Here is a 25,529-nt window from a genome sequence, read left to right on the forward strand (position 1 = left end):
CCGTCCCCGGGGGAACGTCACCGCCGGATACGCCTTCGAGCGGCGACGGGAAAAATCCCGCCGTCAGGTTTGGTATCTCGTTATGTCATTCATATTGGAAGAATGGTGGCTATTGGAACAATTGGTCCACTTGAACAATATCCCAAAAAAGTGATAAGTACCACATGGTCGTAATGGTGGATATGTCGAAGGCTGAAACGACCATTCCGCTGTCCCGAGACACCCTGAAGGAAGTGAAGTCCCTGAAACGCGGGGGCGAGAGTTACGACGACCTACTCTCGAAAATGGCGGCCAGTTACGACCCGGACGGACCCGGGGGTAGCGAATAACGATTGAAGGAAGCCGCCGGGGACGCCCCGCCAAGAACGTTTCCCGGCGGCTGAACGCTGTCAGGCCCATGAACACGGACTAATCGGGTGGAACCCAACATGATAACTCTCTATTCGGACAAGCAAAAACGCACCGACGTTCGCACCGTCAGCCAACCGAACCGCCGTCGAACGGGGGTGAACGACGGTGCGTAAGTCCACCGTCCCCGACGACCCCGACGAAACCAGCGTCAGCGAATACGTCAACGAACACCGGGACTTCCTGTCTCGGGTCCTTCGTCACGGGAACAACGAAGCCCGCTCGTATGCGTTGGCGCTACTCGCCAACGGGGGAACTGACGACGACTTAGAAGGCGTTCAGGAAGAATTGAAACGCCTTCAGAACGGCGGAGAATGACGTTAGTCGTCAGACAGGGCTTCTTGGAACTTCTGAACTTCGTCAAACAGTTCGGGGTTGTTCTCGAAGACCGTTTCAAGGTCCCGAGCGGCTTCTATGTCGTCAATCAGTTCGGAGTTGTCCTTCACCAACCGGAAGGCGGCGTTTCGGACTTCCTTCTGTTCAGCCCGGATTTCTTGGGCGGCCTCGAAGTCGTCAAGGACCTGTCCGCACCACATACAAGTCTGTTCGTCCGGCGGGTTCTCTCGGGTACAGCGGGGACATTCAACAGCGTCCCTGTCCGTTGGTTCAGCCACTTCAACATCCTTCCCCTGAAGTCGGGCGTATTGGGCTTCAGCGTCTTCCCCGAACCGGGCGATATACCGGGAAACAGCCTTACTTCCCCGTTCTCGGCCCTGTCGTTCTTCAATCAGGGCGGCGTTGGCGTCCCGTTTCTTCGCCAACCAGTAGGCGTTGGACTTCCTGAAGTTCGTCGGTGTGACGGGCTTCGTCACGTCCACCCGTTCAGCGGCTTCCTCGAAGCACTGAAGGAATCTCTGATAGGAATATCGTTCCGGCTTGTTCAGTTTCGACCACAACGGGGCGTCCGGGTCGTTGGGCGCAGGGTGTTCGGACAGCCACCGCTGAAGGTGGGGAATACTGAATCCAGTTACCAAATCCACGGTCCGCTGTCCCGTCTTCCCGTCCACCCGGATACGAAGCCCGTGGTCCCCGTCAGACACGTCGTCTATCGTAAGGTCGTACAGTTCCCCGCCCCGGAATCCCGCTTCGTACTGAACGCCGATAAGGGCCTTATCTCGCGGGTTTCTCGCGGATTCAATCATAGGCTTCACGTCGTCATCAAGTTCCAGCATGTCCGCCGGGTCGGGTTCGGGCTTGTAGTTCCGGCTGGTTTTCGAGGACACCCAGTCAATACTTCCGGGTGGGTCCCCGTCGTCGTCAGGGGCGACTCGCTTCCCGAACACCCGAAGGGCCACCCGATAGTCCCTGTTCGTTTCCTCGTTGTCGTAGGTGGCGTGAATCCACCGAACGATTTCTTCAGCGGCTTCCCGGTCTTCGAGCGCGTCGGCCAGTCCGCCGACGTTCTCGGCCATGCGCGTCAGGTGGCGAAGCAACTTCAGGTGACGGTGGTCGCTGTATTCCTCTTTCAGAAGTTCGATACGGCGACTGAATTCAATCAGTTGTTCTCTGTCGGCTTCGTCGTCTATGTCGCGTTCGCTGTTCTGAATCCGTTCTTTCAGACGTTCGACTTCTTGGCGGGGCGTCTGTGCCATGCCTCTAATAGTATTAATAGTGGGATTGTAAAGGTTTGCTTGGAAGCCCTCCACCGGCTTCAGGAAGTCCGCGGTCGGATCCTTCTGCATCACTGAAACGACAGCGATGCGTCGGGGCTGGGCTGTGCCGGCTCCGAGACCGTTATGCCGCCCGAACGCGAACCGGTGGGTATGCCAACGGGGGAGATACTGGTGTCGTGTTCGTGTGGGTTCGAAGCGGCGTTCGATCGGCTCCGGGACGCCCGGGGAGTGCTCGCAGCCCACGAGGACGCCGGCCACGACGCCGAGTGGGAGATCCAGCGGCTCGCAAGCGGGGTCGAGGAGGCCGGTGCGGACGCCGGCGTGTGTGGTGATCCCACGCCGCCGGCGTCACCGCTGTACCGCAGTGACCTGTGACCGTGTCGGCGTACGGAGCGGTGCGAGGGGGCTGGCGGCGACTGCGCGCCGACTACGCCTCGCCGAAGGCGGCGCGGGTTTGGCGGTGCCGGAAGCGAAACATGCCCCAGAGCACGGGGGGTGCACCGACAGCCCCCAGGCCGCCAAGCGGCGGCTCGTATGCGACGCGATCCCGGAGCACCGTCTGGTCGCCGTCGGCGTAAAACGAGTGGGTGTGCTCCCACTCGGGAAACGGACCGTTCTCCATGGTGTCGACGAAGTACGCGTGGTCGTCTTCGGTCGCGCGCTCGGTAATGACGGACGTCCAGGTCTGCCTGGGGCCGACGCCGAACGGCTCGACGGCCATGTTGATGCGCGTCCCCGCCACGAGTTCGTCGCCGTCGCGCTGTCCCTGTGGCCACACCACGTCCTCGACGGTGAGGTTCGCCCACTCGGGCGTCAGCGCCAGCAACCCGTCGACGGTGGAGTGAAACGCCCACACGGACTCCAGGGGCGCGTCCACTCGCAGATCGCGCTTGAACGTCTGCATACGTCCGCTACGCACCAGGCGCGCAAAACTTCAGGGGGTTCGGGACCCGCGGGTTGTGCCGTGATAGCACACGCGTCCCGGAGGAACGATTATGGGGGATGGCCGCGATCCTGTTGGCATGCCTTCGGAGCGCGCGGCTGCGGTCACGCCGTTCGCCGCGATGGATGTCCTCGAACGCGCCGCCGACCGTGCGGACGTGATCCACATGGAAGTGGGCGAACCCGACTTCGCACCCCCAGCCGCGGCCACCGAGGCAGCAGTCGACGCGCTGCGCGCCGGCGACGACGACTACACGACCTCGCGCGGCAGGCGGTCGCTTCGTGACGCGATCAGCGGCTACTACGCCGCCGAATACGGCGTTTCGGTCCCGGCCGAGCGCATCGTCGTCACGCCAGGCTCCTCGCCGGCGCTTCTGACCGTGCTGTTGGCCACTGTCGACCCCGGCTCGGCGGTCGTTCTCAGTGACCCACATTACGCCTGCTACCCGAACTTCGTGCGGCTCGCCGACGGGGTCGTGCGCACCGTTGGTCTCGCGCCCGACGCCGGCTTCCAGCCCGCCGTCAGTGACTACGACGCGGCGATCGGCGACGACACCGCCGCTATGCTCCTGAACTCCCCCGGCAACCCCACCGGAGCCGTGATCGACGGGGAGAGCCTGTCGGCGCTCGTTGCCCTCGCCGACCGCACCGACACCGCCGTCGTCTCCGACGAGATCTACCACGGGCTGGCGTTCGACGCCGCCGCGCACTCGGTGCTGGAGTACACCGACGACGCGTTCGTGATCGACGGCGTCTCCAAGCGCTACGGCATGACGGGGTGGCGGCTGGGCTGGGTGGTGTGTCCGCGCCGGTACGTCGATACGATCAACGCGATCGCCCAAAACACACTCATCTGCGCGCCGTCGTTCGTTCAGGCCGGCGCTGAGGCGGCCATCCGACACGGGACCGACTGGCTCGACGGCGTGCGGGCCGACTACCGCACGCGCCGCGACATCCTGTGTGCTGCCGCCGAGCGCTGGGGGTTCGACCCCGGATACACGCCGGCGGGCGCGTACTACATGCTGTTGGATGTGTCGCGGCTGGGTGCTGCGCCCGCTGTTGCCGACGCGCTCCTCGAAACCGCGGGCGTCGCGGTGACGCCCGGCCCGGATTTCGGTGCGAACGCAACCGAGTACGTGCGGGCGTCGTTTGCGGTGAGTACCGACGCTGTGCGCGAAGCCGTCGCTCGCATCGATGCTGTGCTCGCCAGCGCCACGACGCTCACTTGAGGCGTTCCTGGAGGAACGAGGGGTGGGCGGCCGTGACGCCGTCGATAGCCAAAACCTCGTCGCTGATCACGTCACCGAGCGCATCCCCGTCGGCGGCCCGTACCTCCGCCATCAGCATGTGATCGCCACTCGAAGAGTACAACGCCTGCACGGAGTCGAGTTCCTGGAGTGTGCGGGTCGCCTCCACGTACTGCTCGGAGGCCACGTCGATCCCGACCATCGCGATGCTTTGCCCGGACAGCTTCTTGGGGTCGACGTCGGCGGAGTAGCCGACGATGACGCCGTCCGATTCGAGTTGGTCGATGTATTTGCGGACGGTCGGCTTGGAGACGTCCGCACGCTCCGCGATGGCCGCATACGACGCTTGCGCGTCCTCTTCGAGCGCGGCGAGGATTCGCTCTTCTGTCGATTCAGTGCTCACGTCAGGATATTTGGTTCGTGTGAAAAAATATCTTCCGAATCGTCAACCGACAGCGGAACGCCACGGAACCACCGTTGGAGCGGCGCTGCCGCCAACACTGCGACACGTAGCCGACAATCAAAACGACCCGGTGTCGTTACTTGTGGCGGTCGATGACGTCGAACGAGCGCTCCCACTCGTAGTCGTCGTCGAAGTACCGCTTTGCGACCGGTTCCTCGGGCATGTCCCCGCGGGACTGCTTTTCGGCCTGATACGACGGCCGCTGCTCGTCCTGGTAGTACCGGCCGGTCAGCACGGTCCCGTCGTAGAGGGCTTCCTCGGTCTCAGTCATCAGCTCCTGTGCCTCCCGCCGGTCCGTGACGTCGAAGTCGTACTCGTCGGACTCCTGGACGTCCACGTACGGGACGTACTGCTTGGCGTCCTTGTTCCAGGTCGGACACTGCGTCAGGAAGTCCACGTGCGCGAAGCCGTCGTGCTGGATGGCTTCCACGAGGATGTCCTTTGCCTGGTTGGGGTTCACGGCCGCGGTCCGCGCCACGTACGACGCCCCCGAGGTCATGCTCAGCGAGAGCGGTCGGATCGGGGACTTCGCGGAGCCGTGGGGCTGGGTCTTGGACTTGTGGCCCTTCGGGCTCGTCGGCGATGTCTGGCCCTTCGTCAGGCCGAACACTTCGTTGTTGAACACGATGTACGTGATGTCGTGGTTCTCCCGGGCGGTGTGCATGAAGTGGTTGCCGCCGATCCCGTAGCCGTCGCCGTCACCGCCGGCGGCCACGACCTCCAGGTCGTGGTTGGCCAGCTTCGCGGCGCGGGCCACGGGCAGGGAGCGCCCGTGGATCGTGTGGAAGCCGTAGCTGTCGAAGTAGCTGTTGAGCTTCCCGGAACAGCCGATCCCGGTCGCAAGCAGTATCTCCTCGGGGTCCTTGCCGAGCTCCGCCATCGCCCCTTTCAGGGCCTTCAGGACACCGAAGTCACCACAGCCAGGACACCACGTCGGCTGCGGTTCGACGCCGGGCGTGAACGCGTCCCGGTCGACCTCGCGGTCCTCATCAATCGCGCTGAATGCCTTACTCATTATCAGTCACCTGCTGCGGGTTCGAGTGTGGTCTGGGCGGCCGGCTCCGCGCCGTCGCCGGCCTGTTCGATCTCAACGGCCTCGACGATCTCCGCGGGCTCGAACGGGTTGCCGTTGTATTTCAGGAGACTCGACAGCTTCCCGCCGATGTCTCCGACCTCCTTCTGGATGAGGCCACGGAACTGCTTGGTGGAGGACATCTCCACGACGATGGCTTCGTCGACGCTGTCGACGAACGCCCGCGTCTCCGCGACGGGGAACGGCGCGAGGTCGCTGATCCCCAACGCCTTCACGCTGTTGCCGTCGTCGTTCAGCCGGTGGACCGCTTCCTCGACGGTGCCCTCCTGGCTGCCCCACGCGATGAGGCCGATGTCGGCGTCCTCGTCGCCGTAGTGGGTCTGCTGGTCGCGCTCGTCGAGGTCGTCGCGGATCGCCGCCAGCTTCTGGAGGCGGCGCTCGACCTGCGCCACGCGGTTGTCGGTGTCCTCGCTGATGTGGCCGTTCGGCCAGTGCTCGTTGCCGGAGGCAAGATACCGACCGCCGGACTGCCCCGGGATCGTCCGGGGGCTGACGCCGTCCTCGACGTCGTGCTGGTAGCGGTGGTACTTCCCCGTCGGGTCGTGTGGCGCGTCGGGGATCTGGTCCTCGGAGAGCGTCGTCCCGAGGTCCGCCGCCGGCTCGCGGTCGAAGAACGACGCGTCGACGTTCCGGTACTCCCCGGAGAGCTTCTGATCGTACAGCAGGATCACGGGGATCTGGTAGTCGTACGCGATCTCGAACGCCGTGCGGGTCTGCTCGTAACACTCCTTGGGGTCTTTGGGGCCGAACGCAACGCGGTGGCTGTCCCCCTGGCTGGTGTACAGCACGTGCTCCAGGTCGGCCTGCTCGGGCTTCGTCGGCATGCCCGTGGACGGCCCGGCGCGCTGGGCTTCCAGCAACACCAGGGGCGTCTCGGTCATCTCCGCGAGGCCCAGGGGCTCGCTCATCAACGCGAACCCGCCGCCGGAGGAGCCGGACATCGCCTTCGCGCCGGCGTGGCTTGCACCCACCGCCATCGCCGCCGCCGCGATCTCGTCTTCGACCTGCTCGGAGACCCCGCCCATGTCGGGCAACAGCTGGGTCATGATCGTGAACGCGTCCGTCCACGGCGTCATCGGATACCCGGAGATGAACCGGCAGCCGGCGTCGATCGCGCCGTACGCGATCGCGTGACTCCCGGACATGAGCACTTGTGGCTCGTCGTGGCTCCCGGTCGGCACCGATAGGTCGTGGGTGTGCTCCATTTCCGACACCTGCTCGTAGGCGTCGCGGAGCACCGTGAGGTTCTGTTCGAGGATGTCGCCGCCCATGGCGTCGCTCATCAGGTCCTCGATGTGGTCGAGGTCCATGTCGATGAGCGCCGCGGTGGCGCCGACGCCCGCGGTGTTGCGCATGACCTCGCGGCCGTGTTCCTTGGCGAGCCCGCGCAGGTCAAGCGGGTAGAGATGCCAGTCGTTGGCGTCGGCCTGCTGTTCGAGGTCGCCGACGTCCTCGTCGTCGAGCAGCCCCTCGTCGTAGATGATGACGCCGCCCGCGCGCAGGTCGTCGAGGTTCTCAGTGAGCGGCTTCACTTCCTCGTCGCCGTAGACGGCCTCCTCGCTCGGGTTGCGGGCGAACGAGTCGCCGAGCGCGAGCAGGAAGTTGTAGCCGTCACCGCGGGAGGTTACGGTACCGTCCCGCGCCCGGATCTCCACGTACGTGTGGCCGCCGCGGATCCGCGACGGGTAGTGGCGGTGCGTGAAGACGTCGAGGCCCGAGCGCATCAGCGCTTTGGCGAAATTCTGGCTTGTCGAGTCGATCCCGTCTCCGGAACCCCCTGCGATTCGCCAGATGAGTTCGTCGTCAGTCATAATCTGGTCTGGCCCAGCCGTGGACCAATATGGCATCGTACGCGTGGTCGCCACTAAATCGTTTGCCATCCATTATCACAGAAAAATGATGAAAGACCGCCCGAGGGCGCCCGCAGGGACGCGACCACACCCCCGCGGCGTTATCGGTCGATGCCGCCCTGCTCGGAGATCTGGAGGATGTTTCGCATGTTGAGATATACGTGTTGGGCGTCCACGTCGGCGTCGTCATCGTAGATGTCACTGACTCGATGAACGAGGGCGGCGATGCGCTCGGCCTCCGTCGACTGGTCGCCGTCCTCGTCGCGCAGGTCGTCGGCGACGCTGCGGAGCACGGCGCGCTTCTCGGCGTCGTCGGGATCGGTCATTCGCCAACCCCCCGTCGCTGCACGAGCCCGAGCATGTCCGCGGTCTCCGCGGCGAACGTGCGGAACGACGCTCCCGTCTCGTTGTCGGGGTCGAGTGCAACGGGTTGGCCGTTGTCGCCGCCAGCGCGCACGCTGGGGTCGAGCGGGATCGACCCCAAGAACGGGAGTTCGTTGGCGGTGGCGAACTCCTCGCCGCCGCCCGCGCCGAAGATGTCGTGGGTCCCGCCGCAGTCCGGGCAGACGAACGACGACATGTTCTCGACGACGCCCAACACGGTGGTGTCGTGGCGGCCGAACATGCGCAGTCCCTTCCGGGCGTCGTCGACGGCCACGTCCTCGGGCGTGGTGACGACGACCGAGCCGGTCAGCGGCAGCGTCTGCAACAGCGTGAGCTGGGTGTCCCCGGTTCCCGGCGGGAGATCGACGACGAGGTAGTCCAGATACCCCCACTCGACGTCCTCGATGAGCTGCGTGAGAACCTTATGGACCATGGGGCCGCGCCAGATCACGGGGTCGTCCTCGCCCACCATGAACGCCATGCTCATGAGCTTCATGCCGTGTTTCTCCGGGGGCACGATGGTCTCGGTTTCGGTGGCCTGTGGGTGGTCGTCGGCGTCGACCATGCGGGGCACGTTGGGGCCGTAGATGTCAGCGTCGAAGAGGCCGACGCGGGCACCGCGGTCGGACAGCGCCGCGGCGAGGTTGACCGCGACCGTGGACTTGCCGACCCCACCTTTGCCGGAGGCGACCGCAACGACGTTCTTGACGCCGGGCAGCACCTCGGTCTCGGAGCGGTCGGGGATCGCCGCGGTGAGATCCGTTTCCAGCCCCTCGGCCTCAAGTGTTTCTCGCACGTGTGCGGCGATCTCGGTCTCGGCGGGGGAGTACGGGGCCCCGAGCGCCAGCGAGATGGTGACGGTGCCGTCGTCGACCGAGAGATCGTTGACCAGCCCCAGGGAGACGATGTCGTCGCCGAGCGCCGGGTCCGTGACAGACGCAAGCAGCTCCATGACGTCGTCGTCGTTCATGCATCGGCGTAGGGGTGGGGCGTCCGATAAGGGTTGTGTCAGCGACGATCCCGGACGATCACCGGCGGCGTGCTGTCGGCACACACGGCCCGCATGAGTGGGTGACACGCACCCACGATCGCGGATCGGCGCTTCGTAGTGTTTAAGTGGTGTGGCCGATTGTCCACGAGTGCAGTCACTGTAGGGGCCCAGGCCCCGAGTCCGAGAGGGCGAAGATACACTCGAAAGCCTGTCGTGGTAGCCTAGCCTGGTCAAGGCGCAGGGTTGCTAACTCTGTGGCGTAAGCCTCCGGGGTTCAAATCCCCGCCACGACGCCTTTCACAGACAACCCAATCATGAGTTCGGAAGAACAAGAAGACGTGGACGAAGACATTCAGTACTTCGTCCGCATTGGCCAGACAGACCTCGACGGGACGAAGACCGTCGAGCGTGCTCTCGCGGAGCTCGGCGGCGTTGGTCGCCGAGTCGCGCGAATCGTCGCCGACGAAGCCGGCGTCGATCGAACCGCGACCATGGGCGGCCTCGAAGACGACGCCATCGAGAGCGTCACCGACGCCGTCGATAGCTTCACCGAGCACGCCCCGGCGTGGCTGGCGAACCGCCAGAACGACTTCTACACTGGCGAGAACCAGCACATCACGGGTACCGACGTGGAGCTCACCCGCGATCAGGACATCAACCGCATGCGGATGATCCGCTCGTATAAGGGCATCCGTCACGAGCGCGGACAGAAAGTCCGCGGTCAGCGCACGAAGTCCACCGGTCGTACCGAGGGCACCATCGGCGTCAACGTCGAGGCGATCAAGGAAGAACAGGCAGAAGACGACGCAGCCGACGGAGGTGAGGAGTAATGGCGCTGCCCGGCGAGAACACCAAGTTCTACGAGACACCGAATCACCCTTATCAGGGCGAGCGCATCGCCGAGGAATCCGACCTCCTCTCGCGCTACGGTCTGAAGAACAAAGAAGAGCTGTGGCGGGCACAGTCCGAGCTGCGCGACTACCGCCGCGAGGCGCGGCGACTCCTCGGACAGACCGGAACGGTCTCCGGCGAGGAGTTCGTCGCCCGCCTGCAGCGCATCGGCGTCCTCTCCGAGGAGGAGCGCTTGGACGACGTGCTGTCGCTCGAAGTGACGGACGTCCTCGAGCGCCGCCTCCAGACGGTCGTCTACCGCGAGGGACTGGCGAACACGATGGGGCAGGCCCGTCAGTTCGTCTCCCACGGCCACGTGACCGTCGACGGCAGCCGCGTCACGGAGCCGTCGTACACGGTCCCGGTCAGCGAGGAGAACACCCTCGCGTTCGACGAAACGAGCGACCTCACCGACGAACTGCACCCGGCTCGCGCCGGTGCTCAGGAGTGATAACGTATGGCTGACGACACCAAATGGGGCATCGCGCACGTTCACGCCTCGTTCAACAACACCATCATGACCGTCACGGACCAGACGGGCGCCGAAACGCTCGCGAAGTCCAGTGGTGGCTCGGTGGTCAAGCAGAACCGGGACGAGGCGTCGCCGTACGCCGCGATGCAGATGGCAGAACAGCTCGCCGAGGAAGTACTCGATCAGGGCATCGAGAAGGTCCACGTCCGGGTCCGCGGTCCGGGCGGGAACCTCCAGCGAAGCCCGGGTCCGGGCGCGCAGGCAGCGATCCGCGCGCTCGCCCGCGCCGGCCTCGAAATCGGTCGCATCGAGGACGTCACGCCCATCCCCCACGACGGGACGCGACCGCCGAAGAACAGCGGGTACTAGATCATGAGTAGCCAGGACTTCGACGTCGAATTCGTCGACCGCGACGACCGGGAAGCCCGGTTTGTCGTTCGGAACATCACGCCCGCGTTCGCGAACGGCATTCGTCGCGCCATCCTCGTGGACGTGCCGACGTTGTCCATCGACACGGTGCGGTTCGTGGAGAACTCCAGTGTGATGTTCGACGAGCAACTCGGCCTGCGGCTCGGGCTCGTGCCACTGACGACACCCGAGGATTACGCGGCGGGCGAAGCGGTTACGCTCGCCCTCGACGTCGAGGGTCCGGGCACCGCGTACTCCGGCGACCTCGTGAGCAACGACCCCGAGGTCGAGGCGGCCGACGAAAACATCCCGATCATCGAGCTGAAAGACGACCAGCGCCTCGAGCTCGAGGCGGATGCCGTGATGGGGCATGGCCGCGACCACGCCAAACACCAGGGCGGGGTGGCGGTGGGCTACCGACACCTGCAGCGCGTACACGTGGTCGGTGACAGCCCAGAGTACGCGGACGACGACCCCCAGATGCTTCGAGGCGTCATCGAGGAGGACGACGAACTAGTGCCGACTGACGACTTCGACAACGACCTGACCACCCGGTATCCCGGCAAGGAGGTCGAAATCGAGGACGTCGACGGTGCGTTCGTGTTCCACGTCGAATCGGACGGCTCGATGCCCGTTGAAGAGCTGGTGCTGCGTGCGGTCGACACCCTGGTTGATCGCGCGGACGAACTCGAACAGGCAGTTCAACTGTAATCAATAATGCGTGTCTCCCCCCTCAACACCGTGCCGGCGTCCGTTCCTGCCCCGGGAGCGACGGGTCCGGCAATCGTAATCGGTAAGAAGGGGCGGGGGCTACAGAGAAGTGTAAGGTCGACGCGACCGAGCAGGGATAGCCAAGTTTGGCCAAAGGCGCAGCGTTCAGGGCGCTGTCCCGTAGGGGTTCGCAGGTTCAAATCCTGCTCCCTGCATTCGACTTCTCACCAGAATTTCCGAGAGTTAGGAGCATGAGCAAGACAAGCCCGAGACTCAGCAGTCTCATCGCCGAACTGAAATCCGTCGCCCGCGATTCGGGTGCGGATGTCTGGCATGACGTGGCCGACCGGCTGGAGAAGCCGCGATCCACGCACGCCGAGGTGAACCTGAGTCGTATCGAACGGTACGCAAGTGAAGACGAGACGGTCATCGTCCCCGGGAAGGTCCTGGGGTCCGGCGCGCTCCGAAAATCCGTCACCGTCGCTGCCGTGGATTTCTCCAGCAGCGCGGCGACGAAGATCGAGCACGCCGACGGTGAGGCCGTCCACTTGGAACAGGCAGTTGAACAGAACCCAGACGGAACCGATGTGCGGGTGATTCGATGAGTCTCGCAGAATTCGACGCCGACGTCGTCGTGGACGCGCGCGACTGCATCATGGGTCGCGTCGCGAGCAACGTCGCCGAGCGCGCGCTCGCCGGCGACCGGGTTGCCGTCGTGAACGCCGAGCAGGCGGTCATCACGGGAACGGAGGACGACGTGTTCTCCACGTACCGCACGCGCGCCAACCTGGGGTCCGACCGCGGACCGTACTACCCGAAGCGCCCCGACGGCATCTTCAAGCGTGCCATCCGCGGCATGCTGCCGTACAAGCAGGACGACGGTCGGGAGGCGCTCGACAGCGTCCGCGTGTACGTCGGGAACCCGATGGACGAGGACGGCGACGTGCTTGACGGCACGTCGCTGGACCGACTGTCAACAATCCGCTTCGTCACCCTCAGCGAAGTGTCCGAGGAACTGGGGGCGAACGTCACATGGTAACCAATACGTCAGGCAAGAAGAAGACGGCTGTCGCTCGCGCAACCGTGAGCGACGGAGAGGGTCGCGTGCGAATCAACTCCCAGCCCGTCGAACTCGTCGAGCCGGAGATGGCGCGCCTGAAGATGCTGGAGCCGTTCCGCATCTCGGGCAGCGACCTCCGCGGGGACGTCGACATCGACATCGACGTCGCCGGTGGCGGGTTCGCGGGGCAGGCGGACGCGGTGCGGACCGCCATCGCGCGCGGGCTCGTCGAGCATTACGGCGACGCCGAACTCCGTGACGCGTTCCGCGAGTTCGACCGCAGCCTCCTGGTGAACGACGTGCGCCAGCGCGAGTCCAAGAAGTGGGGCGGTCCCGGGGCTCGGGCGCGCTACCAGAAGTCCTACCGCTGAGGTGACCAGAGCATGATGGTACCAGTCCGGTGTTTCAGTTGCGGTACTGTCGTCGGCGAACACTGGGAAGCGTTCAAGGCGCGTGCCGAAACCCACGACGGCGACGAGGACCCGGCGGACGTGCTGGATGACCTCGGCGTCGACCGGCACTGCTGTCGCCGGATGCTGATCGCCCACCAGGACCTCGTCGACGTGGTCTCCCCATACCAGTAATAATGAGCGACTCACAGCATTTCAGCCGGTACGAGAAAGCCCGCATCATCGGGGCGCGAGCCCTGCAGGTGGCGTACGGCGCGCCCGTGCTGGTTGACACCGATCAGACGGAGCCGATCCTCATCGCGGCCGAGGAGTACGACGCGGACGCGCTTCCGTTCACTGTTCGGCGGGAGGGGACCTGAGATGACGCGCATCGAGGCTGTCCGATACCGTCCGATCCTGGATTCACGCGGGAACAAGACCGTCGAGGCGGAGGTGACCACCGACGACGGTGGGTTCGGTCGTGCGGCCGCGCCGTCGGGCGCAAGCACCGGCGAGCACGAGGCCGTCGAGCTTCCCGTCGGGGAGGCGATCGCGGCCGGCCGCGAGCGTATCGCGCCCCGATTGGAGGGGCGTGAGTTCGCGGGCGATCAGCGCGGCGTCGACGCGGCGCTGCACGCCGCCGACGACACCACTGACTTCTCGGCGGTCGGCGCGAACGTCGCCGTTGCGACCAGCATGGCTGCTGCGAAGGCAGCGGCGGACGTCCTCGGTGTGCACACCTACCAGCATTTGGGTGGGGCGCTTCGCGGCCGGAACTTCCCGGTTCCGTTGGGGAACGTCCTCGGCGGCGGCGCGCATGCCGCGGACGCGACCGCGATCCAGGAGTTCCTGGTCGCGGCGACCGGCGCGCCGAGCGTTCGGCAGGCCGTGTTCGCGAACGCGGCCGTCCATCAGCGCGTCAAAGACCGCCTGGACGCCGACGGTGTGCCGGCGGCGAAAGGCGACGAGGGCGCGTGGGCGCCGTCGATCGACGACGCCACCGCCTTCGACGTGGTGGCAGGTGCCGCCGCGGAGGTCGCCGATGAGTTCGGGTTCGATGTCCGGTTGGGCCTTGATCTCGCGGCCGCCGAGCGATACGACGGGGACGAGTACGTGTTCGGTGACGACCGCCGGTCGACGGCGGCACAGATCGAGTACGTCGCAGGACTGGTTTCCGAGTACGACCTCGCGTACGTCGAGGACCCCCTCGACGAGAACGACTTCGAGGCGTTCGCGGAGCTCACCGATCGCGTGGGCGACGAGACGCTCGTGTGTGGTGACGACCTGTTCGTGACGAACACCGAGCGCCTGCAGCGCGGCATCGACGCGGGGGCTGCCAACAGCATCCTCGTGAAGCCCAATCAGATCGGGACGCTGACCGACGCCGTCGACGCAATCGAGCTCGCCACGCGCAACGGGTACGACGCGGTCGTATCCCACCGCAGCGGCGAGACCGAGGACACGACCATCGCACACCTCGCCGTTGCAACCGACGCGCCGTTCATCAAGACCGGCGCGGTCGGCGGCGAGCGAACCGCCAAGCTAAACGAACTCATCCGCATCGCGGACGAAGCATGAGCGAGAACGAATCCGACACCGAGGCCGAACTCGAGGAGAACGCCCCCGACGAAGCGGCGGCAGACGCCGAGAGCACGGCCCAGACAGACGAACAGACCCCCGATACCGAGGCCGACGAGCCCGCGCCGGAGTCCACGGCGACCGAGGACGTGATGTCCGATGAGGAGGCCGACCTCCTGATCCCCGTCGAGGACTACCTGGGCGCTGGCGTTCACATCGGGACCCAGCAGAAGACCAACGACATGGACCGGTTCATCCACCGGGTCCGAACCGACGGCCTGTACGTCCTTGACGTGTCGCGGACCGACGACCGCGTTCGGACGGCGGCGGACTTCCTGGCGAACTACGACCCCGAGCAGATCCTGGTGACGTCGAGTCGCCAGTACGGGCGGTTCCCCGCGGAGAAGTTCGCGGAGGCCGTCGGTGCGCGCGCCCGCACCGGGCGCTTCATCCCGGGGACGCTGACGAACCCCGACTACGACGGCTACATCGAGCCGGACGTCCTCGTGGTCACCGACCCGATCGGTGACTCGCAGGCCGTCAAAGAAGCGATCACGGTCGGCATTCCCGTGATCGCGATGTGCGACTCCAACAACCAGACCGGGAACGTGGACCTGGTCGTGCCGACGAACAACAAGGGCCGCCGCGCGCTGTCCGTGGTGTACTGGCTGCTCGCCAACGAGACGCTCGATCGGCGCGGTGCGGAGCCGACCTACGGCCTCGACGACTTCGAGGACGGCCTGTAAGCGCGCTCACCCACGGGGTGACTTTTCTGCGAGCCGCGGTGGAGCTGTCAGTAGCGCGAGCGCTGGTTATCGGGAGATGACGCCGAGGTAGCCGTCGAACCCCTCGATCATGCGGACGCGGCGACCGAACCACTCGCGGCCGCCGTCGAGGGGGTGGCGGTGGCGGGCGTCGTCGACGTCGGCGGTGAGGAAGACAGCGGCTGGAACCGGTCCGTAGGTGTCAACGCGGTCGGCAGCCCAGCCCGTGGTTGGTTCGGCGAGGATGACGTCCTGGCCGGGGAACGACACGAGTTCGCCGAAGTCGTCGTCGTAGTCGTGGTCCGGCGTGGGGAGGCGATAGAGTTGCGTGAAACAGTCGATGGCGTCGCTGAGATCCGGGACTGCGAGCACGATGCAGTCGACGCCGGAGATGGGCGCGCCGAAGTTCGTGGCGTCGGGAACGCGATACTCGCGTGGGGTGCGGTCAGTGATGAGGAACGGGAGCAGGTGGTGGTCGCGGGGCCCCAGGGCGGCGGCGTCCCATTCGACGGTGACGCCGTCGGGGCGGTCGCGGAACCCGCGACGCGGCCCGTGGACTTCGACGTCGTGGTCGATGGCGCGCTGGCATTCGCCGTGGACGCTGCCGGTTTCGACACACCAGCCGCTGGGGCCGGCGATCGGGTCGGCGTTGGCGAAGAACTCGCGCCACCAGCCGGGGTCCTCGCGGGCCGGGGCGACGAGTTGGAGATACGAGCCGTCCGGGAAGACCAGCATCGACATCTCCGTGCCCACGCCGGGGTGTTCGCCGCCGTATTCGGGATCGAAGCCCGCAGTTTCGAACCGCTCGACGAGCACATCCAGCGACGCACCCGCGAACGGGACGTGGTCGATGACCGGACGCATGTCCCCGCGTAGACGGTAAGCAGTCATAAGCCTGCGGCTAACCGCCCCACGTCGGGGTGGTCGCTCGGCGGCGTTCCGGAAGCCCTGTAATCACCCGGTGCACACGCAGGGTATGACCACGACTTCGAGTGCGCCGGGGAAGGTCTACCTGTTCGGCGAGCACGCCGTCGTGTACGGGGAGCCGGCGGTTCCGTGCGCGATCGAGCGCCGCGCACACGTGACGGTCTCCGAGCGCGAGGACAGCCGCCTTCGGGTGTGTTCGGGCGATCTGTCCATCGACGGGTTCACCGTGGAGTACAGCGGCGACCGCGACGCCGGCGGCACGCCGGACGTGGACGTGCCCGCGCCGATCGTTGACGCGGCGATGGGGTACGTCGACGCCGCCGTCGAGCAGGCGCGGGCGGCCGCGGACGCGCCGACGGCCGGCTTCGACGTGACCATCGACAGCGAGATCCCCCTGGGGGCGGGGCTCGGGTCGTCGGCCGCAGTGGTCGTGGCCGGGATCGACGCGGCAACCCGAGAGCTCGGCGTGGAACTGGACGCCCGCGAGGTCGCCGACCGGGCGTACCAGGTCGAGCACACCGTCCAGGACGGCGAGGCGTCGCGCGCGGACACCTTCTGTTCGGCGATGGGCGGGGTAGTGCGCGTGTCCGGCGACGACTGCACCACGCTTGACGCGCCGGCGTTGCCGTTCGTGATCGGCTACGACGGCACCAGCCACGACACGGGCGAACTCGTGGCGGGGGTGCGCGCGCTCCGCGAGGAGTTCGGGTTCGTCGCGGACACGGTCACCGCGATCGGCGACCTCGTGCGCCGTGGGGAGGCGGCGCTGGCGGACGGCGACGTGGCGACACTGGGGCGGTTGATGGACATCAACCACGGGCTGCTGTCCGGACTCGGCGTCTCCGGTCGCACACTGGATGCGATGGTGTGGGCGGCCAGGGACGGCGGCGCCGACGGGGCGAAGCTCACGGGCGCCGGCGGCGGCGGGTCGATCGTTGCCCTCGACGCGGGCAGCGGTGCTGAAACGGCGCTGTCGCTGACGCCGGACTGCGAGGCGGCGTTTCGCGCGGACCTCGCGCGGGAGGGCGTGCGCGTCGAATGACCGTCGTTGTCAAGCTCGGCGGGAGCGTGATCACGGAGAAAGACCAGCCCGAGACGGTCGCCGACGATCGGCTTGCGGGGCTTGCGGGCGCGCTGGCGGACGGCGACATCGACGACCTCGTGGTGGTGCACGGTGCGGGCAGCTTCGGGCATCCGCGCGCGGCCGCACACGACGTGTCGGCCACCGATGGCGTCCAGGATGCGGCCGCGATCCGCGACATTGCGGGAACGATGGAGGCGTTGAACACGGCGGTCGTCGGGGCGCTGGCGGACGCCGGCGTGGCGGCCGTTCCCGTGCACCCGGCGTCAGTCGCGCACCGGACCACTGACGGCGCGCTGGAGTTTCCGACGGGGGCGATCGAGACGCTCCTGGACGACGGGTTCGTGCCGGTGTTGCACGGGGACATCATCTCGCACGCCGGCGCGGGCGCGACCATCCTCAGCGGGGACGAGATCGTGACCCATCTCGCGCGGGCGGTCGACGCCGACCGCGTCGGACTGTGTTCGACGGTGCCCGGCGTCCTCGACGACGACGGCACGGTGATCCCGTCGATCACGGCGTTCAGCGATGCGGCCGGCGCGCTCGGAGGCAGCGACGCCACCGACGTGACGGGCGGCATGGCGGGGAAGGTGCGGGCGCTGCTCGCGTTGGGGTCGCCGGCGTACGTCTTCGGGCCGGCGGGCATGGAGGCGTTCGTTGCCGGCGACGACGTGGGAACGCGGATCAACGGCTAGGCGGCAGACACAAGCGTTCCACGGGCGGTAACGCCGTCTCCTGGGGTCGGCGGACAATCCCCGTTGTTTTTAACAGCGTGGAGCGTAACCCGCCACAAGCAAGACGTCGCGGGCGGGCATGCTGTGGCAGCCGACGGCTGCAAGACGCCGCGGGTGGACGCAGCCAGTGCGCGACTGTTTCGAGACACGCGAAACGCGGGTTTCAGTGCTTCAGAACCATGGAAATCGAAATTGCAACAATCGGCGGCTACGAGGAAGTCGGGCGGCAGATGACTGCCGTGCGCGCGGGCGACGACATCGTGATCTTCGACATGGGCCTCAACCTCTCGAAGGTCCTGGTTCACGACAACGTCGAGACAGAGAAGATGCACAGCCTCGACCTGATCGACATGGGCGCGATCCCGGACGACCGCGTCATGTCCGACCTCGAAGGCGACGTGAAAGCGATCGTGCCGACACACGGCCACCTCGACCACATCGGGGCGATCTCGAAGCTCGCACACCGCTACGACGCGCCCATCGTGGGCAGCCCGTTCACGATCGAGCTCGTGAAAGGCGAGATCGAGAGCGAGCAGAAGTTCGGCGTCGAGAACGACCTCGTGAAGATGGAGGCCGGCGGCACGATGGAGATCGGCGACCGCTGCGAGCTCGAGTTCGTGCACGTCACACACTCCATCATCGACGCGATCAACCCCGTGCTCCACACGCCGGAGGGCGCAGTCGTCTACGGCCTGGACAAGCGCATGGACCACGATCCGGTCCTGGAGGACCCGATCGACATGGAGCGGTTCCGCGAGATCGGCCGCGAGGGCGAGGGCGTCCTCTGTTACATCGAGGACTGCACGAACGCCGGCAAGAAGGGGCGGACGCCATCCGAGAGCACGGCCCGTCGCCACCTCAAAGACGTACTGACCAGCGTCGCGGACTACGACGGCGGGATCGTCGCCACGACGTTCTCCAGTCACATCTCGCGGGTGTCCTCGCTGGTGGAGTTCGCGAAGGAGATCGGCCGCGAGCCGATCCTGCTGGGGCGCTCGATGGAGCGGTACTCGGGCACCGCCGAGCGCATGGGCCGCGTGAACTTCCCCGACGACCTCGGGATGTTCGGCCACCGGAAGTCCGTTGATCGCGCGTTCAAGCGCGTCATGAACGAGGGCAAGGAGAACTTCCTCCCGATCGTCACCGGCCACCAGGGCGAGCCACAGGCGATGCTGACTCGCATGGGGCGCGGCGAGACGCCGTACGACATCGAGGACGGTGACAAGATCATCTTCTCGGCGAGCGTCATCCCCGAGCCGACGAACAAGGGCCAGCGCTACCAAAGCGAGCAGCTGCTGCGCATGCAGGGCGCGCGCATCTACGACGACATCCACGTCTCGGGCCACCTCCGCGAGGAGGGCCACTACCAGATGCTGGACGCGTTGCAGCCCCAGCACCTGATCCCGGCCCACCAGGACATGAAGGGGATGGCACCGTACGCGAAGCTCGCGAAGAGTCAGGGGTACAAGATCGGCCGCGACCTGCACATGACAGAGAACGGCAACACCATCCAGCTCGTCGAGTAATGTCCCAGGAAGCGCGCGAACGGGCAGTGCTCGCGGCGGTCCGTGAGCGCCGCCAGCAGGTCAACGACGCGATCGACGACGACCTCCCGGTTGCGGAGCCCGAGCGCCTCTACGAGGCGTCCCGGTACATCCTCGAAGCCGGCGGGAAGCGGCTGCGGCCGGCGGTCCTGTTGTTGACCGCGGAGGCGCTCGCCGACACGAGCGACACGCCCGCCTACCGGGAGTTCCCGGACTGCATCGGCGGCCACGTCGACGTGATGTCGGCGGCGGTCTCGATCGAGGTGATTCAGTCGTTCACGCTCATCCACGACGACATCATGGACGACGACGACCTGCGCCGGGGATCGCCGGCTGTCCACCGCGAGTACGACACCGAGACCGCGATTCTCGCCGGGGACACGTTGTACTCGAAGGCGTTCGAGATCATGCTGGAGACCGGCGCACCGCCCGAGCGTGGGCTTCGCGCGATGCGGACGCTGGCGGAGACGTGCACCCACATCTGTGAGGGGCAGGCGATGGACATCGACTTCGAGACTCGGGGTGACGTGGTCACCGATGAGTATTTGGAGATGGTGGAGCTGAAGACCGCCGTCCTGTACGCGGCCGCCGCGACCCTGCCGGGGTTGTTGCTCTCCGCCGACGAGGAGACGGTTGAGGCGCTGTACAACTACGGGCTGCGCGTCGGGCAGGCCTTCCAGATCCAGGACGACGTGTTGGACCTCACGGTGCCGTCGGCGGAACTCGGCAAGCAACGCGGGTCCGACCTGGTTGAGGACAAGACGACGATCATCACGCTGCACGCCGCCGAGCACGGCGTCGACGTCGATGGGCTGCTCGACGCCGAGGACCCGGCGGATGTCACCGAGGCGGAGGTGCAAGCGGCCGTCCAAGCGCTCCAGGACGCCGGGAGCATCCAGTACGCGAGCGATCTCGCCGAGGACCTCGTCGAAGAGGGGAAAGCCCACCTCGAGGTGCTCCCCGAGAACGAGGCCCGCCACCGGCTGGAGCAGATCGCGGACTACCTCATCGAGCGCGGGTACTAGACCATCCGTCGCAGGGTCGCCGCGGGCAGCGGTGGCAGACCCGCAGCAGTTATTACGCTATCGAGAGCAGCGGCGCACATGATGGACGACTTCAATGAATTCCTGAAGCAACGGCCGTACCTCGGTGGGGTCGTCTTCGTCGGCATGGTTCTGGGCGCGGCGCTAGCGTGGGCGGTGCTCCAGCAGCCGGCCGAGTCAGTGCCGGACGCCGTCAGTGACCCGGGTCTCTGGGTCGTACTTCCGGTGCTCACGCCGCTACTGTACGTGGCGTACGTCGCGACGGCGAGACGGAACCAGTAGCCGGCACCGGTAAGTGGGCGGTACCGCCGGGAAACACCGCCTCGTGTCGACACCGCGGTTTCGATGCAGGCGAATCCAGCGGGATTTTCACCCCGCAGCGTGGAGTCGGTGGTATGGACGACGAACTCCGCGAGCGGGTCCGCCGGGCGGCAGAGCGGGCCGCGCTGTTCAACGCGCTGAAACACGGCAGCGACGCACAGGTCGGAGCCATCATGGGACCGATGATGGGCGAGCACCCCGATTTCAGAGCGCACGGCGACGAGATTCCCGGCGTCATCGCGCCCGTCATCGAGGACGTCAACGGGATGAGCGACGGCGAGCAGCGCGATCGCCTCGCGGAACTTGCCCCCGAGGACGTCGAGGAGCTGGACAGCGAAGACGAGGGCGACGACCACGCACTGCCGGCCCTGCCGAACGCCGAGGCGTACGACGAGGTGCGGATGCGGTGTGCGCCGAACCCCAACGGCCCGTGGCACGTCGGCCACGCCCGGATGCCGTCGGTCATCGGGACGTACAAGCAGCGATACGACGGCTCGTTCGTCGTTCGGTTCGACGACACGGACCCCGAGACGAAGCGCCCGGACCTCGACGCGTACGACCAGATCCTCGACGACCTTTCGTATCTCGGGTTCGAGGCCGACGAGGTGCTGACGGCCAGCGACCGCGTGGAGACGTACTACGAGCACGCCCGCCGGCTCATCGGCATGGGCGGCGCGTACACGTGTAGCTGCCCGGGCGCGGAGTTCTCCGATCTGAAAAACAGCGGTGAGGCGTGTCCTCACCGGGACAAAGACCCCGAAACCGTCGCCGACGAGTTCGAGGCGATGGTCGACGGCGAGTACAACTCCGGGGAGATGGTGTTGCGCGTGAAAACCGACATCACGCACAAGAACCCCGCGCTCCGGGACTGGGTTGCGTTCCGCATGGTCGACACCCCCCATCCCCGGGACGCGGCCAGCGAGTACCGCTGCTGGCCGATGCTGGACTTCCAGTCGGGCGTTGACGACCACCGCACGGGCGTCACGCACATCATTCGCGGCATCGACCTCCAGGACTCCGCGAAGCGCCAGCGGTTCCTCTACGAGTATTTCGGCTGGGAGTACCCCGAGGTCGTGCACTGGGGGCACGTGCAGTTGGACGCCTACGACGTGGCGATGTCCACATCGACGATCAAAGAGCGCATCGCCGCGGGCGAGCTCGAGGGGTGGGATGACCCGCGCGCGCCGACCGTGCAGAGCATCCGCCGCCGGGGCATCCGCGGGGCGGCCGTCGTGGACGCGATGGTGGAGTTGGGCACGTCGTCGTCGGACGTCGAGTTGGCGATGTCGGCGGTGTACGCGAACAACCGTGATCTCGTGGACGACACGGCCCCCCGACAGTTCCTGGTTCGTGACGGCTTCGAGGCGCGTGGCGAGGGACCCGAGGAGTCACACGAGGCTGTCGAGGTCCCGGTCGACGACGGCCCGGACGAGGCGACGCCACAGGTCCACCCCGAGCACTCGGACCGGGGTGACCGCGAGATCCCCGTCGGGGAGCGCGTGCTCGTGGAGGCCACCGATCTGCCCGCGGCCGGCGACCGCGTCTGGCTGAAGGGCTACGGGCCGGTGCGATACGACGGCGAGCGCTTCGCGTTCCTCGACGCCGACATCGACATCGTGCGCGAGGAGGGCGTCGACGTGGTGCAGTGGGTGCCCGCCGAGCACAACGTCGACGTCCGGCTGCGGACCATGGACGGCGACGTGACGGGGTACGCCGAGCCCGGGTTCGCGGATCGAGACGCCGACGAGATCGTGCAGTTCGTGCGCGTCGGGTTCGCGCGCGTCGACGCCCACCGCGACGGCGGGGCGTCGGTCGCGTACTTCACGCATCCCTGACCGTCCGCGGCTGTCAGGCGAACTGCACCCAGGCGACGGCGACGAGCACGACCACCGTCAACACCACCTGCATGGCGGCCGACCCGATGACGCCGACGGTCGCGTAGCCGGCGCGCCGCGCGCTCGCCGCGATGTCCATGCTGTCCCGGACGTCGACGACGAACACGACGCCGGCCACGCCGGCTAGCAGCCCCACCGGCCCGGAGACGAGCATCGCGGCGAATCCGACGCCGCCCGCCAACACCGCGGTCCGGGTGTCGACGCCGCTGGCGCGCGCGCCGATCACGCCCGCCAGCCAGTCAACGAGCATCGCAAGCGTCGCCAGGCTGGCGAGGGCACCCACCACGAGCACACTCGGTCGCCCGGTCTGCGTCCAGTACAGTCCCACCCCGACGAGCGACAGCAGCCCGCTGGGGAGCAGCGGCACCAGGCTGCCGGCGACTCCGAGCACGAGCGCGGCGAACGCTGCGGCGACGAGCGCGTCCATACGCCCGTGGGGGCGGCTGTCGGCTTCAGTCTTCGGTGAACCGTGCGACTTCCGCGCGGGCGGCCGCGGTGCCGTGGGCCGCCACGAGCGCCTGGAGCGCGTCGCCCAGCGCGCGCATCGCCTGGCTCGCGGAGTGATAGCCGAGGTCGTCGGCGAGGCCGTCCCACGGCCGGGCTTGCAGGAGCGCGCCGACGAGGAGGCGCTGCTCGTCGGGCGAAAGCAGGTCGGCGTCGCCGGCGACGAGGTGGTGGACTGCGAGCCGGCGGAACGGCCGGGGGTCGACGCTGTACATCCCGGGACCGTGGGCGGCACCCGCGACGGTGCGCCAGTCGCGCTCGCTGAGGGCGAGGCTGGGGGTGGTGTCACAGGCCCGCAGCGCGCCGCGGGCAACGTCCGCATCGAGGTCGCGAAGCGCGTCCGAGAGCACGCCGCCGATGCGGTCGGCGAACCAGCCGGCGTGGCGGTCGTGGAGCGCGCGGCCGGCGTCGGAGAGCGCGTCGAGCATGATCGCGGAGTACTCGCCGCTGGTGTCGTTGCGCGTCGTGGAGAGGTGGACCGTGCTGTAGCCGTTGGCCGCCCAGAACGACAGCAACGCCGGCGTCGCGCCGTAGCCGACGCCGAGCCAGTCGGCGTGGCCGTTGAATTCCGCCCGGAGTTCGCCAAGCAGCCGCGATCCGAGACCCCGGGAGCGCACTGCGGGGTGGGTTGCGATGCGCAGCACGCGGTAGCCGACCGTGGTGGCGGCCGCTTCGTCGCGGAGTTGGCTGGTGAGCACGTCCGGGATCATGTTCCCCTTCACGCGCTGCCCGTCGTACATGGCGGCCCGGCGGTCGTCGGCGAGGCCGCCCTCGCGGGCGAGCAGCGCCACCGACGCGACGTGCCCGTCCGCGACCAGCGCGCGCATCGTGAGGTTCGGGGCGTCCAGCAGGCGCGCCAGGTCGTTGGGTTCGGTCCGGTAGTGCGCGGAGACGAGCAGCCCGAAGGCCTCCCGGAGTAGGTGCTCGTCGGCCGCGAGGTCGGCCCCCGAGAGCGTGACGTACGCGGCGGTGTCGGGGGTGGCGTCCGCGACCAGTGGCTCGACGGCGGGCCGCGCGCCGAGCAGGAGCGCGCGGAACGCCCACGGTTCGATGGGGTCAGTGCCGGCGTACCGGATGGGGTCGGTCAGCGACGTTTCGTGGACCGTCTGCGTGGCGTCCACGAGACGGTCCCTGAACCGCACGTCGAAGCCGCGGCCCGCACCCTCGTAGCCGTGGACGGTGGTGGTGAACGCCAGCCGCTGGCAGTCCAGCAGCGATTCCAGCAGGCGCACGGGGATGGCGGCGGCCTCGTCGGCGAAGACGGCGTCCGGGTCGCCCGGGAGGTCGGCGGCCGCCGGCGGCTTCGAGAACCGAATGCGGCCGCCGGCGGCGGTTTCGACGGTGTCGCCGTCGCTGGCGAGCGCGCCGAGGTCTGCGAGCAACGCGCCGGCGCGAGCGAACAGCTCGGTGGTGTTCCGCCGGCGGGGCGCTGTCACAAGCACGTCGTGGCCCTCGGCGGCGAGACACGCCGCGGCGAGGCCGGCCACGCTCGATTTGCCGCGGCCGCGGTCGGCGTCCGCGACGACGGCGTGGCCGGGGTCGCGGAGCGCGGCGAACGACGCGAGTGCGGCGGCTTGGTCGGGGGTCACACACGCATCGATTGCGGCCGCCGGAACGTCCGCCGTCGGTTGTGGGTCCGGATCGGGGTCCGGGAGCCGGGGGGCGGGCCGAGTGCGGCCGTCGTCGCTGAGGGTGTCGGTGTCCACGTCGTAGATCGCGATCCCGGGGTGTGCGCGCATCGTGTCGGCGAGCCGGCGGCGGAACCGGCCGGTGACGTCGGCGGCGTCGAACGGCGGGACGGCCAATCCCGCGGCGAACGCGCCGTCGCGGGTCGGCCACTCGGCCAGCGGGGGCGCGAGCACAACCAGCAGGCCGCCGCCGTCGACAGCACCGACGACGCGCCCGAGCGCGTTCGGCCGGCAGTCCTCGTGGAGGTCGATGACGACGGCGCGCTGGGTGGTGCCAAGCAGGCGGTCGGCGTTCCGCGTGGGCACGTGCTCGCAGGCGAGCGCGTCCTGGGTGGCGACGAGCGTGGTTTCGGACAGCGGGATAGGGAGGGCATCGAGGAGCGCGTCGGCGGTCCGAACGCCCGCGGCACGGTCGCCGGCGAGCACGAGCATGCGGCGTTCGTTGGCACGCTCGGCTTCCGCCAGCAGGGCGCGCGCGGACGAGAGGTGCATGCGCCGGCGGTTGGGCGACCACGCCAAAGGGCGTTT

At 67.4% G+C, this 25,529-nt stretch carries 31 protein-coding genes and 2 tRNA genes; 23 read left to right on the forward strand and 10 right to left on the reverse strand.

The window, feature by feature from the left end:
- Window positions 1–182: 182 nt before the first annotated feature.
- Together JT689_RS05870 and JT689_RS05875 are read left to right on the forward strand one after the other, a co-directional pair.
- Window positions 183–329: a hypothetical protein gene (locus JT689_RS05870; RefSeq protein WP_205251920.1), complete on the forward strand. Its 147-nt coding sequence runs from the start codon at window positions 183–185 to the stop codon at window positions 327–329.
- A gap of 187 nt (window positions 330–516) precedes the next feature.
- On the forward strand, window positions 517–726 hold the full coding sequence (locus JT689_RS05875; protein ID WP_205251778.1) for a hypothetical protein: 210 nt from the start codon (window positions 517–519) through the stop codon (window positions 724–726).
- Window positions 727–728: 2 nt separating this feature from the next.
- Here the strand turns inward: JT689_RS05875 and JT689_RS05880 are convergent, their stop codons facing one another.
- Entirely contained in the window at window positions 729–2,090 is a 1,362-nt protein-coding gene (locus tag JT689_RS05880) for a tyrosine-type recombinase/integrase (RefSeq protein WP_229373420.1), read from the reverse strand.
- An 81-nt stretch (window positions 2,091–2,171) separates the two neighbouring features.
- Between JT689_RS05880 and JT689_RS05885 the strand changes: the two genes are divergently transcribed.
- On the forward strand, window positions 2,172–2,396 hold the full coding sequence (locus tag JT689_RS05885) for a hypothetical protein (RefSeq protein ID WP_229373421.1): 225 nt from the start codon (window positions 2,172–2,174) through the stop codon (window positions 2,394–2,396).
- Window positions 2,397–2,448: 52 nt separating this feature from the next.
- Here JT689_RS05885 and JT689_RS05890 read toward each other — a convergent pair whose 3' ends face one another.
- Window positions 2,449–2,925 (reverse strand): SRPBCC family protein, encoded by a 477-nt coding sequence (locus JT689_RS05890; RefSeq protein WP_136361401.1) that lies wholly within the window; start codon window positions 2,923–2,925, stop codon window positions 2,449–2,451.
- Between the two features lie 118 nt (window positions 2,926–3,043).
- Here JT689_RS05890 and JT689_RS05895 point away from each other — a divergent pair, with 118 nt between their 5' ends.
- On the forward strand, window positions 3,044–4,192 hold the full coding sequence (locus JT689_RS05895) for an aminotransferase class I/II-fold pyridoxal phosphate-dependent enzyme (RefSeq protein ID WP_227970932.1): 1,149 nt from the start codon (window positions 3,044–3,046) through the stop codon (window positions 4,190–4,192).
- Here the strand turns inward: JT689_RS05895 and lrpA1 are convergent.
- The 5 genes from lrpA1 to JT689_RS05920 all read right to left on the reverse strand — a co-directional run bounded on the left by lrpA1 (window position 4,185) and on the right by JT689_RS05920 (window position 8,970).
- Complete coding sequence (gene lrpA1 / locus JT689_RS05900; protein ID WP_010902807.1) at window positions 4,185–4,613, reverse strand: HTH-type transcriptional regulator LrpA1; 429 nt, start codon at window positions 4,611–4,613, stop codon at window positions 4,185–4,187. The two genes, JT689_RS05895 and lrpA1, sit on opposite strands and share 8 nt — an antisense overlap.
- A 136-nt stretch (window positions 4,614–4,749) precedes the next feature.
- Window positions 4,750–5,688, reverse strand: a complete 939-nt coding sequence (locus JT689_RS05905) for a thiamine pyrophosphate-dependent enzyme (protein ID WP_010902808.1) — start codon at window positions 5,686–5,688, stop codon at window positions 4,750–4,752.
- A 2-nt stretch (window positions 5,689–5,690) separates the two neighbouring features.
- Window positions 5,691–7,577 carry a 2-oxoacid:acceptor oxidoreductase subunit alpha gene (locus tag JT689_RS05910; RefSeq protein WP_012289282.1) on the reverse strand — a complete coding sequence of 629 codons (1,887 nt, stop codon included), beginning with the start codon at window positions 7,575–7,577 and terminating at the stop codon, window positions 5,691–5,693.
- Between the two features lie 140 nt (window positions 7,578–7,717).
- The gene (locus JT689_RS05915) at window positions 7,718–7,942 is read right to left on the reverse strand and encodes a hypothetical protein (RefSeq protein WP_010902810.1); all 225 of its coding nucleotides are present in this window, start codon (window positions 7,940–7,942) and stop codon (window positions 7,718–7,720) included.
- Window positions 7,939–8,970: an Mrp/NBP35 family ATP-binding protein gene (locus JT689_RS05920; protein ID WP_010902811.1), complete on the reverse strand. Its 1,032-nt coding sequence runs from the start codon at window positions 8,968–8,970 to the stop codon at window positions 7,939–7,941. Before JT689_RS05920 ends, JT689_RS05915 begins: the two co-directional genes overlap by 4 nt.
- 231 nt (window positions 8,971–9,201) lie before the next feature.
- Between JT689_RS05920 and JT689_RS05925 the strand changes: the two genes are divergently transcribed.
- The 13 genes from JT689_RS05925 (at window position 9,202) to rpsB (ending at window position 15,246) form a co-directional block, all read left to right on the forward strand.
- Window positions 9,202–9,284, forward strand: a tRNA-Ser gene (locus JT689_RS05925).
- A gap of 21 nt (window positions 9,285–9,305) precedes the next feature.
- Window positions 9,306–9,821, forward strand: a complete 516-nt coding sequence (locus JT689_RS05930) for a 30S ribosomal protein S13 (protein WP_010902812.1) — start codon at window positions 9,306–9,308, stop codon at window positions 9,819–9,821.
- On the forward strand, window positions 9,821–10,333 hold the full coding sequence (locus tag JT689_RS05935; RefSeq protein WP_205251781.1) for a 30S ribosomal protein S4: 513 nt from the start codon (window positions 9,821–9,823) through the stop codon (window positions 10,331–10,333). The genes JT689_RS05930 and JT689_RS05935 overlap by 1 nt, the downstream gene beginning before the upstream one ends.
- A gap of 6 nt (window positions 10,334–10,339) precedes the next feature.
- Window positions 10,340–10,723 carry a 30S ribosomal protein S11 gene (locus JT689_RS05940; protein WP_010902814.1) on the forward strand — a complete coding sequence of 128 codons (384 nt, stop codon included), beginning with the start codon at window positions 10,340–10,342 and terminating at the stop codon, window positions 10,721–10,723.
- Between the two features lie 3 nt (window positions 10,724–10,726).
- The gene (locus tag JT689_RS05945; protein WP_010902815.1) at window positions 10,727–11,473 is read left to right on the forward strand and encodes a DNA-directed RNA polymerase subunit D; all 747 of its coding nucleotides are present in this window, start codon (window positions 10,727–10,729) and stop codon (window positions 11,471–11,473) included.
- 130 nt (window positions 11,474–11,603) lie between these two features.
- Window positions 11,604–11,688 (forward strand) — tRNA-Leu (locus JT689_RS05950).
- A gap of 36 nt (window positions 11,689–11,724) precedes the next feature.
- Window positions 11,725–12,078 (forward strand): 50S ribosomal protein L18e, encoded by a 354-nt coding sequence (locus JT689_RS05955; protein ID WP_010902816.1) that lies wholly within the window; start codon window positions 11,725–11,727, stop codon window positions 12,076–12,078.
- Window positions 12,075–12,512, forward strand: a complete 438-nt coding sequence (locus tag JT689_RS05960; protein ID WP_010902817.1) for a 50S ribosomal protein L13 — start codon at window positions 12,075–12,077, stop codon at window positions 12,510–12,512. The genes JT689_RS05955 and JT689_RS05960 overlap by 4 nt, the downstream gene beginning before the upstream one ends.
- Complete coding sequence (locus tag JT689_RS05965; protein WP_010902818.1) at window positions 12,506–12,904, forward strand: 30S ribosomal protein S9; 399 nt, start codon at window positions 12,506–12,508, stop codon at window positions 12,902–12,904. The genes JT689_RS05960 and JT689_RS05965 overlap by 7 nt, the downstream gene beginning before the upstream one ends.
- 12 nt (window positions 12,905–12,916) lie before the next feature.
- Entirely contained in the window at window positions 12,917–13,117 is a 201-nt protein-coding gene (locus JT689_RS05970; RefSeq protein ID WP_010902819.1) for a DNA-directed RNA polymerase subunit N, read from the forward strand.
- Window positions 13,118–13,119: 2 nt separating this feature from the next.
- Complete coding sequence (locus tag JT689_RS05975; RefSeq protein WP_010902820.1) at window positions 13,120–13,302, forward strand: DNA-directed RNA polymerase subunit K; 183 nt, start codon at window positions 13,120–13,122, stop codon at window positions 13,300–13,302.
- A 1-nt stretch (window position 13,303) separates the two neighbouring features.
- The gene (locus JT689_RS05980; protein WP_205251782.1) at window positions 13,304–14,500 is read left to right on the forward strand and encodes a phosphopyruvate hydratase; all 1,197 of its coding nucleotides are present in this window, start codon (window positions 13,304–13,306) and stop codon (window positions 14,498–14,500) included.
- A complete protein-coding gene (gene rpsB / locus JT689_RS05985) occupies window positions 14,497–15,246 on the forward strand; it encodes a 30S ribosomal protein S2 (protein ID WP_010902822.1) in 750 nt (249 codons plus the stop codon). The genes JT689_RS05980 and rpsB overlap by 4 nt, the downstream gene beginning before the upstream one ends.
- Window positions 15,247–15,312: 66 nt before the next feature.
- On the opposite strand, the gene JT689_RS05990 is transcribed toward rpsB, so the two are convergent.
- Window positions 15,313–16,128, reverse strand: a complete 816-nt coding sequence (locus JT689_RS05990) for a VOC family protein (protein ID WP_227970933.1) — start codon at window positions 16,126–16,128, stop codon at window positions 15,313–15,315.
- A gap of 112 nt (window positions 16,129–16,240) precedes the next feature.
- Here JT689_RS05990 and mvk point away from each other — a divergent pair, with 112 nt between their 5' ends.
- The 6 genes from mvk (at window position 16,241) to JT689_RS06020 (ending at window position 22,749) form a co-directional block, all read left to right on the forward strand.
- Window positions 16,241–17,233, forward strand: coding sequence for a mevalonate kinase (mvk, locus tag JT689_RS05995; protein WP_010902824.1), 993 nt, complete (start codon window positions 16,241–16,243; stop codon window positions 17,231–17,233).
- On the forward strand, window positions 17,230–17,967 hold the full coding sequence (locus JT689_RS06000) for an isopentenyl phosphate kinase (protein WP_205251783.1): 738 nt from the start codon (window positions 17,230–17,232) through the stop codon (window positions 17,965–17,967). Before mvk ends, JT689_RS06000 begins: the two co-directional genes overlap by 4 nt.
- 218 nt (window positions 17,968–18,185) lie before the next feature.
- Window positions 18,186–19,532 (forward strand): ribonuclease J, encoded by a 1,347-nt coding sequence (locus tag JT689_RS06005; RefSeq protein WP_010902826.1) that lies wholly within the window; start codon window positions 18,186–18,188, stop codon window positions 19,530–19,532.
- Window positions 19,532–20,575 (forward strand): polyprenyl synthetase family protein, encoded by a 1,044-nt coding sequence (locus JT689_RS06010; RefSeq protein ID WP_205251784.1) that lies wholly within the window; start codon window positions 19,532–19,534, stop codon window positions 20,573–20,575. Before JT689_RS06005 ends, JT689_RS06010 begins: the two co-directional genes overlap by 1 nt.
- 78 nt (window positions 20,576–20,653) lie before the next feature.
- Window positions 20,654–20,875, forward strand: a complete 222-nt coding sequence (locus JT689_RS06015) for a hypothetical protein (protein ID WP_205251785.1) — start codon at window positions 20,654–20,656, stop codon at window positions 20,873–20,875.
- A 113-nt stretch (window positions 20,876–20,988) separates the two neighbouring features.
- Entirely contained in the window at window positions 20,989–22,749 is a 1,761-nt protein-coding gene (locus tag JT689_RS06020) for a glutamate--tRNA ligase (protein ID WP_205251786.1), read from the forward strand.
- A 13-nt stretch (window positions 22,750–22,762) separates the two neighbouring features.
- Here JT689_RS06020 and JT689_RS06025 read toward each other — a convergent pair whose 3' ends face one another.
- Window positions 22,763–23,236 (reverse strand): DUF456 domain-containing protein, encoded by a 474-nt coding sequence (locus tag JT689_RS06025; protein ID WP_205251787.1) that lies wholly within the window; start codon window positions 23,234–23,236, stop codon window positions 22,763–22,765.
- 25 nt (window positions 23,237–23,261) lie between these two features.
- Window positions 23,262–25,493 carry a tRNA(Met) cytidine acetyltransferase TmcA gene (gene tmcA, locus JT689_RS06030; RefSeq protein WP_205251788.1) on the reverse strand — a complete coding sequence of 744 codons (2,232 nt, stop codon included), beginning with the start codon at window positions 25,491–25,493 and terminating at the stop codon, window positions 23,262–23,264.
- Between the last annotated feature and the right edge of the window lie 36 nt (window positions 25,494–25,529).

It is taken from the genome of Halobacterium sp. GSL-19 (assembly GCF_016917855.1).
Taxonomy (GTDB): Archaea; Halobacteriota; Halobacteria; order Halobacteriales; family Halobacteriaceae; genus Halobacterium; species Halobacterium salinarum.